This window comes from Ruminococcus difficilis, from assembly GCF_016680995.1.
The window spans coordinates 1-7516 of the sequence record NZ_JAEQMG010000194.1 but is presented as its reverse complement, the minus strand read 5'-3'; the positions used below and the strand labels follow the sequence as shown (position 1 = coordinate 7516).

7 protein-coding genes, 3 tRNA genes and 2 rRNA genes are annotated in these 7516 nt (G+C 49.9%); 1 reads left to right on the top strand and 11 read right to left on the bottom strand.

What is annotated here, in order from left to right; genetic code table 11:
* Positions 1–540 (top strand): hypothetical protein (locus JKK62_RS16905; protein WP_201428942.1); only part of this gene is annotated, 540 nt, incomplete at its 5' end.
* Between the two features lie 42 nt (positions 541–582).
* Here the strand turns inward: JKK62_RS16905 and JKK62_RS16900 are convergent.
* From JKK62_RS16900 to JKK62_RS16850, 11 genes are all read right to left on the bottom strand, one after another.
* Positions 583–1215 carry a YczE/YyaS/YitT family protein gene (locus JKK62_RS16900; protein ID WP_201428941.1) on the bottom strand — a complete coding sequence of 211 codons (633 nt, stop codon included), beginning with the start codon at positions 1213–1215 and terminating at the stop codon, positions 583–585.
* Positions 1216–1336: 121 nt separating this feature from the next.
* Complete coding sequence (locus JKK62_RS16895) at positions 1337–1717, bottom strand: hypothetical protein (RefSeq protein ID WP_201428940.1); 381 nt, start codon at positions 1715–1717, stop codon at positions 1337–1339.
* 97 nt (positions 1718–1814) lie between these two features.
* Complete coding sequence (locus JKK62_RS16890) at positions 1815–3428, bottom strand: MutS-related protein (RefSeq protein ID WP_201428939.1); 1614 nt, start codon at positions 3426–3428, stop codon at positions 1815–1817.
* Between the two features lie 183 nt (positions 3429–3611).
* Entirely contained in the window at positions 3612–4412 is an 801-nt protein-coding gene (locus tag JKK62_RS16885; RefSeq protein ID WP_201428938.1) for an alpha/beta hydrolase, read from the bottom strand.
* Positions 4413–4540: 128 nt separating this feature from the next.
* Positions 4541–5377, bottom strand: coding sequence for a helix-turn-helix domain-containing protein (locus tag JKK62_RS16880; protein WP_201428937.1), 837 nt, complete (start codon positions 5375–5377; stop codon positions 4541–4543).
* A 413-nt stretch (positions 5378–5790) separates the two neighbouring features.
* Positions 5791–6117, bottom strand: coding sequence for a hypothetical protein (locus tag JKK62_RS16875; protein ID WP_201428936.1), 327 nt, complete (start codon positions 6115–6117; stop codon positions 5791–5793).
* 256 nt (positions 6118–6373) lie between these two features.
* Positions 6374–6490: ribosomal RNA gene (rrf, locus tag JKK62_RS16870) — 5S ribosomal RNA — on the bottom strand.
* An 18-nt stretch (positions 6491–6508) separates the two neighbouring features.
* A tRNA-Asn gene (locus tag JKK62_RS16865) sits at positions 6509–6584 on the bottom strand.
* 221 nt (positions 6585–6805) lie between these two features.
* Positions 6806–6880 (bottom strand) — tRNA-Glu (locus JKK62_RS16860).
* 38 nt (positions 6881–6918) lie between these two features.
* Positions 6919–6994: transfer RNA gene (locus JKK62_RS16855), tRNA-Lys, on the bottom strand.
* 237 nt (positions 6995–7231) lie between these two features.
* A 23S ribosomal RNA gene (locus tag JKK62_RS16850) occupies positions 7232–7516 on the bottom strand; the annotation flags it as partial.

The window sequence follows — 7516 nt, the reverse complement described above, 5'->3', positions numbered from 1 at the left end:
GACGACAGAAAGGAATACCTCGAGTTTTTCTCGGAGATAATCGACGACAAGATCGAGGAGGACGGCTCAAACGAAGCTGCCGCCGTTGAAGCAATGGACAGCACGGAAAACATCGCGGACGCGATCAACAGGCAGATTCCCGTCGAGCCCGGTGACGCGGAGTATGTCGAGAACCACTCGGTCATTGACTGCACGAACCGATACAGAATGGACGACGGCAGGTATAACTTCACCATCAAGCTGCCCGAGGACGTCAGCCTTAGGGACGTGATCATCGAAATCACAAGCGACTACAGCGGTGCAAGACAGAGCTGCACAAACCTCTTCTACCTAACCGACGGCGAAAACGCGGAGTTTCAGATCCGGCTTGAAAACGCATACGGCGGATTTAATTACTATGAGCTGACCACAGACAGATTCGCAGATACAGGCATGGGCGTGCGGCTGTATCTCACCTATAAGGACAAGAACTATATGGCGACCGATATCTCTAATCACAGCCTTGTGAAGGGCAGCGGCTACTGGCTCGGCGCTTACTAAAACAAAGCAGCGTGCAAACGGACAACCGGATGCACGCTGTTATTATTTTGATTTAATTTTCGAATAAAGAAAATTATAGAACTTGATTATCAGTCCGACGGATACTGCGGCGATTATGCTACCCTCGCGCACGCCCTCGAGCTTGCCGAGAAATATAAGGCAGATTGCCGCCGAAAGCGCGATGTAGATGATATCAAAGAGGATCTTGATATTCTCGTACCTCTTACCCGTCACCTCGGCGATAGCGCGGTTCATCGCTTCTCCCGGGAGCATAGCGACTTTGCCCTTGAGCTGCAGCCAGATGCCGAAAGCTAGTATCACACAGCCGAGAAGCATATACAATAGCTGCTCAAAATAATTATGCACCTCTATGCCGCTGATGATAAAACACGATAGATTAGTCAGATAGCCGTAGACGAAGGCAAGGACGGTCTGGATCACGATTTCGAGCGGTTTGCACTTCTTTCTGAGAAGAATGACCTGCACCGCTATCTGGATCACGCTCAGAACATTGAGCCAGCCGCCGAAGGAAAGCAGGCTGCTGACGAGCGAAACAGAATACGGCAGAGAGGCTACGGGCGAGGTGCCGAGCCCCGCCTTTGTCGAAAACGCGACGCCCATCGACGCGATAAAAAGTCCGATTAAAAACAGGGAATATTGCCGAATGATTTTCATTTGCATGGCTCCTTTTACCGCTTTATTATAGCCGAGAGCAAGGTGAAAGTCAATGTTTTCGCCTGAGCTGCCTGCGGGTCCGCAAAAAATAACCCATGGCTCTGCGCCATGGGCTGTTGGTTTATCGTCTGACGGGGATAAAGGGAAGCTCGTATGATCTCGTCGTCGGCTGGGTAGCAGCCTGTGTCGTAACCTGTTCCTCCGCTGTTCCGCCGATATTATCATCGTTTCTGAAGCCCGCGATATACATCTGAACAGCGGTCGCGTCGGAAATCGACAGCTCATCGCCGTCAACGTTGCCGCGTTTTGTGATGCTTCCGTCGGTGTCTGTGACAAGCTCGGCAAGCACCTTCTGAATATACGTTACGTCGCCAATGGTAATATCTCCGCTTCCGTCGGCGTCGCCTATGATATATGAGCCGCTGCCTGCGGATACAGCCGCGGAAAACATAAACATCGAAGCCGCCAATAAAGCCGAAAGAACAACAATCAGTTTTTTCATCTTTTCCACTCACCCTTCGAATCAGCCTGAAATCACAGCTTTTTCTGATTATATCACAGAACAGATGAGTGAGTCAATAGAAAAAGCGTGACAATTATCAGGCGCAGATCGAGTGCCGGAGCTGCTCAAAGCTGACGCCGTACTTCTCGGCGATATCTCTGGCGTAGCTCACTCCGTCGGGCGGAGCTATCTCGACCTTATAGGAGCGCTGACCCTCGTGGATTCCCGTGATCAGCGACGCGACCTTTGTATCGCCCGCGGTGGAGTTCATCTCATCGAGTCCCATGGCGAGCTCGTGCATATGTGTGTTGAATACAGTCCTCGCACCGAGACACCTAAGAGCACGCACAACGTCCTTCGCGATATACAATCCCTCCGTAAACGAGGTCGTGGAAAGCGACTCGTTGAAGAGCAGCACGCTCCTGTCAGTCGCGGCGGCAAAGATTTCGCTGATTCTCTTCGATTCCTCGCCGAGTCTGCCGAGATTAACGGTCTTGTTCTCATCTGCGGGGAAGTGCGTGAGGATATTGTCGCACGGAGAAAGGCTGAGCGACCTCGCGGGTACGTAGATACCGTGCTGAGCGAGCAGGAAGATAACGCCGACGACCTGGGTAAAGGTGGTTTTGCCGCCTCTGTTGGGTCCTGTCATGATGTAAATACCGTTGTCGCGGCTGAACTCAAAGTCGTTGAGAACGATGTCGATCTGCTGACCCTTGAGCTTGTTAATAGCGAGCTTGAGGTTGTAGATACCCTCGGAGCTGAGCGACCTGCAGCCGCTGTCGAGAATCTCGGGACGGGTCATCGGCAGACCCGCATTCATGATTTTGGCGCAGAAATCAGCCCATCTGATATAGAAAAGCAGCTCGGGAATGAATCTGGTCAGGCTGTAGCCGTTGATATTGACATAGCGCGAGAGGGTACTGTTGAGGTGCTTTACAGTCGAGCCGAGCATATCGGTCATCGTGCCGCAGAGGTTCTTCATCAGCGGGTCGTCCTCTGCCGTGCCGCCGCCCGAGTGGATCTTTGTCAGGCTGTCGACCGCTCTGCCGTCCATCATTGCTCCGATCTGGGGAAGGAATTTGATGAACTTGTCGAGAACGCCCGTGTGGTTGAAGCGCTTGTGGTTGACGGACATTATGCCGACCTCTACGGGACGGAGCATGCTGTCGAGATTCACGCCGAGGGTGATGCTCTGTATCTCCGAGGTCTCGGTGAGCAGAGCCTTGATATCCGCGCTGAGATACTCAAAGCCGCTGCCGTTGTAGATTGACGAAACGTACTTCTTCAGTCTGAGCATACCCTCGGACTGTACGGGAGTGCCGCTCAGCGCCTTGTGAATCTCGGTGATGCAGTTGATGTAGATTTCAAGCTCGCGCAGGCGGTTGATGAGCTGCCACAGCGGTGCCACGGTTTCGTCCATAAAGGTAGAGCCGAGGGTTTTCATATAATTGAGCTGGTCGAGCGCGGTGGTGAGGCGTTCGCGAAGTGACGGGAAACGCATGATGTCCTCAAAAACATCGCAGCGGTAGCGGATAACCTCGGGGTCGCTCTCAAGTTCGAGGGTCATGCGCCTGATTACGCGTCTTTCATCGCTGTTCGACGTAATGAAATTCAAGATATAGTCGAGCGAGAGGTCGTTGCAGGTTTCCTCCGAAAGTGTCTTAGTGTTGGCTTCTTTTCCTGCGGGATACATTAAACTGAGCTGATCCATGTGCGTATTCTCCTTTTCTTTTCTGTTGATTGTTTCTGTTCCTTACAGCCTTATTATAGGTCATACAGCGGATAATTTCAATCAATTGTTCAGGAAGTTCATCAACAGTAGCAGCACCAACTAAACAGACCATTTAGAAAAGGCAAGCTCCTGAGAGCTTGCCTTGAATCGCGTTTTATGATTTTAGTTGAGTGAGAGGAAATCGTGAAGGAAGTCAGCAAAGACCGTCTCCCACGCCGCCTCGCAGTGCTCCTGCTCGCGCTTGATCACCGTTTTGAGCTTGTCGGCGGGATAACAGGACGACAGCATCTTCGAGGTCATGTCCGTAACAAGGCAGATCACCTGCTCCAGACCCTCTGCGCCTCCGCTGTAGAGGTAGAGATACGGCGGTTGCTCTGTTTTGATCTTCCCGTGGAGCCAGCCGGCGAAGTCCGCGCCTTCGTACAGCATAAAGCACGGCGAAAAAACGCCCGCCGACGCGAACTTGTCGGGGTGGCTGAGTACCGTAAAGAATGACTGCAGACCGCCCGAGGAGCTGCCGCAGAACGCGGTATTCTCTCTGCCCTTCTTAACCGGAAAACTCTCCTCAACCGCTGGCATGACGGTATTTACCACAAAATCGTCAAACGACTCTCCCTGAGGATCCATAAGCCTTCGCGCTTCCTCGGGCATCTCGGGCGGAAAAGCCAGCTTTCCGATCGACGCGGGTGTAAGCTCGTTTGTGCGCTGAACGGGACTTCCGTCATTGAATAATCCGACAATGATCGCCGCCTTGCCGCTGCTCTTGCGTTCTGCCGCCACAGCCTCGCGCGTGTGCCAGCTGCCGAAGCTGGAAATCTCGTTCTCAAAGAGGTTCTGTCCGTCGGTCATGTAAATCACGGGCAGAGTTTCGTCGTCGCCGTGCGCCGGAACATAGACGCGGACGGTTCTTTCCTGCCCCTCGGGATAGCTGAATTTCAGGGTGGTAAGCTCTTCGTTTTTCATGTTATTTCCTCCTCATATTATCGCGATATTATTCACCTTACAGTTCTATTATAAATCAGCGCTTGAAAATAATCAATAAACCTTTAATTCACCAATACAACAGAAACGCAACAAAATCAAGCGTCGGTTTAAATCAGCTTGCCCTTTCGGTCGTAGCAACCCAAAAACGGGCGGAGATCCTTCTTGGCGATTTCGTCGGCAAAGCAGAGCATCGGTACCGCAAAGCTCTCCTTGCGGAAGGAATATGTGTTGATTTCTCCCTCGGCGGTAGCAACAATGGTCTGTACGGCGAGGTTGTTCTCGCAGATTTTTTTCATATAGCGGTCGGTTTCACCCAGAGAAAGCCCCGTCTTCTTACTGATAAGCGAGGTCGCGATCGGCATGTTCGGCATCGAGTAGATATAGAACAGAATGCGAAGCAGTTTCTCGTCGGCAAACAATGCGAAAACCCTGCGAAGACTCTCAAAATCCGAAAGGTGGCTGCCGATACCCGAGCCATTCTCCTGCATCAGGAAAAAGTGCTTGAAATCCGGCGAGATACGCATCAACGATAAACCGCTGTCATGAATTATCTTTGCGAAATAGTCGTTTCGCTTGCTGTCGGCTGAAACGGAATCGTCAATCAGCTTGCCCATAAAATCATCGACGATCGACAAATCCCTCATAAGTCCGATTTCGATTGCCCAGCAGATATTCAGTGCATAGCGGAAGGCGTCCTCCTGAGACATACAGCACAGCCTTCTTGCCAGAGCCAATGAGTAGCTCTGTTCTTCGCGTCCGAACAGGCTGTCGGTGCTGACGCCGAGCACGTCCGAAATCCTCGGCAGCAGCTCCGCGTCGGGAGTACCGCCTCTCTCCCACCTCGAAACCGCCTGGGTAGTCACACCGATAAGCTCGCCGAGCTGTTCCTGCGTAATTCCCTTTTCAGTGCGGATTTTCTTTATTTGCTCACCGATCACGCTCATAATATCAATCCCTCGTTTAGTTCTTTTTATTTTATTATATCAGCAGCACTTGATAATTACAAGTATATAATAAAAAATCAGGGAGCTGCCTGACGGCAACTCCCTAAAGATTGAATTATTCTTCGGGCTCAAACGGAGTTTCGTTTTCATCTGATGACATATTTGAAGATTCGAGTACTTCCGGAAAACTCAGTCTTATAAACTCAAGCTCGGGTTCTGAATAATTTCTTTTCAAAGGCTTCATCCTCCTTAAGTTAATATAAAGTAGGCATATGCCTTTTTGTAATAATCATAAAGCGCTGTTACAAGATTCTTTATCTCATCTGTATTTTTTGTATTATGAAGCGCGTTATAAATATAGTTTTGAGGGTTTACCGTAAATCTGGTATCGCCGATAGTCAAATTACGGTCATTCAGAAGTTCCGGAGCCTTAATGCCCTTAATATCGTAGTAGACGTATCCGCCCTTTTCGCCTTTTGTAAGCGTTCATTATTGTATTGAACTACAGGCAAATTGGTTTTATCGGCTGCCTTGAAGAATACGCGGTAGGTTATCGTATCCTCCAGAAGCATACTCGAGCCGGCGTAGGTCAGTCCTGTGTTGCCGATTACCTTATCGCCGCTAAACTTTACGCCATTCGTAGTTTCGGGAGAATACGAATCAAGGCCGTAGTCAACCAGCTCATATTCGTTTGCTTTGTAATTAAACTGAAGCTGTGCCTTTGCTCCGTAGTTCAGCATAGATCTTGCGAGAGTTTGGAGTGCAGCTGTTTTTTCAGGGCTACCCGATTCCGCTTCTCCGTCTTCGTTTTTTATTATTCGCTCGAGATACTGCTTAACCGTATAACAGGTGTCAACAGATAATAGTCAAATCAGATAGTGAAATATTGTTGAATAAAAACCTTTAAAAACACGATAAATTGACGAGTAGACTTTTTAAAATAAGAAAAAGCCGACCTACGTCAGCTTCATCAGATAAAAGAAAACTCGCTACAAGTATTGGCATCTCCCTATTTTCACACCCCGTCGCCAGAGCACTATTTTCGGCACCACTGAGCTTAACTTCTGTGTTCGGTATGGGAACAGGTGGACCCCCTGCGTCATCAACACCAATTTAATTGTAGCGGGTTTATGGCTCCCCCAACTGGGCTCGAACCAGTGACATCATGATTAACAGTCATGCGCTCTACCGACTGAGCTATGGAGGAATATTTGTCTGTACCTTTTCAGATACTTAATAGCAATGGTGACTCGTGCGGGAATCGACCAAGCGCTTCGCTCTTGATGGCTCGCATCACAGATGCTCACCGCTTTGAGCTAAAAACAGTCCACTGGACTGTTTTCTTAACGCTCAAACCCTCTCGGGTTCGATTCCAAAAGCAGAATCAGTATCAAAACGTCATCAATTGACAACGTGTATCAAGCATTTTGGTGACTCGTGCGGGAATCGAACCCGCGTTGCCGGCGTGAGAGGCCGGAGTCTTAACCGCTTGACCAACGAGCCATTTTTCAAGGGACTCATTGTTGTGAGCCCCTTGCTTTTGGTGCACCATCAGGGGCTCGAACCCGGGACACCCTGATTAAGAGTCAGGTGCTCTACCAACTGAGCTAATGGTGCATATTTTTTCTACGAGACGGATAAATCGGAGATTCGCCTTTTGTCGGTGTCCAGACTGAAATCATCTTCTTTTCTGACGTTTCGCTCGCGCGCTCTCAGATATCTTGATGTTCCTTTTGTCGTCCGACTGAAGCGTTCGCTTCTTCCGCACCCGTTTGGGCAAGTGCCCTGAAAACTGAATAAAGAAGAGATAAATCGAAGAAGTAAATACTGACTGACCAAAGTTCTGTTGTTCGTATGGTCAAGCCCTCGACCTATTAGTACTGCCAAGCTGAATGCCTCACGGCACTTACACACGCAGCCTATCAACCTCGTAGTCTTCAAGGGGTCTTACTCGTTTACACGATGGGATATCTAATCTTGGAGTCGGCTTCACGCTTAGATGCTTTCAGCGTTTATCCGTTCCGTACATAGCTGCCCAGCTGTGCCACTGGCGTGACAACTGGTGCACCAGAGGTACGTCCATCCCGGTCCTCTCGTACTAAGGACAGAGCTCCTCAAATATCCTGCGCCCACGACAGA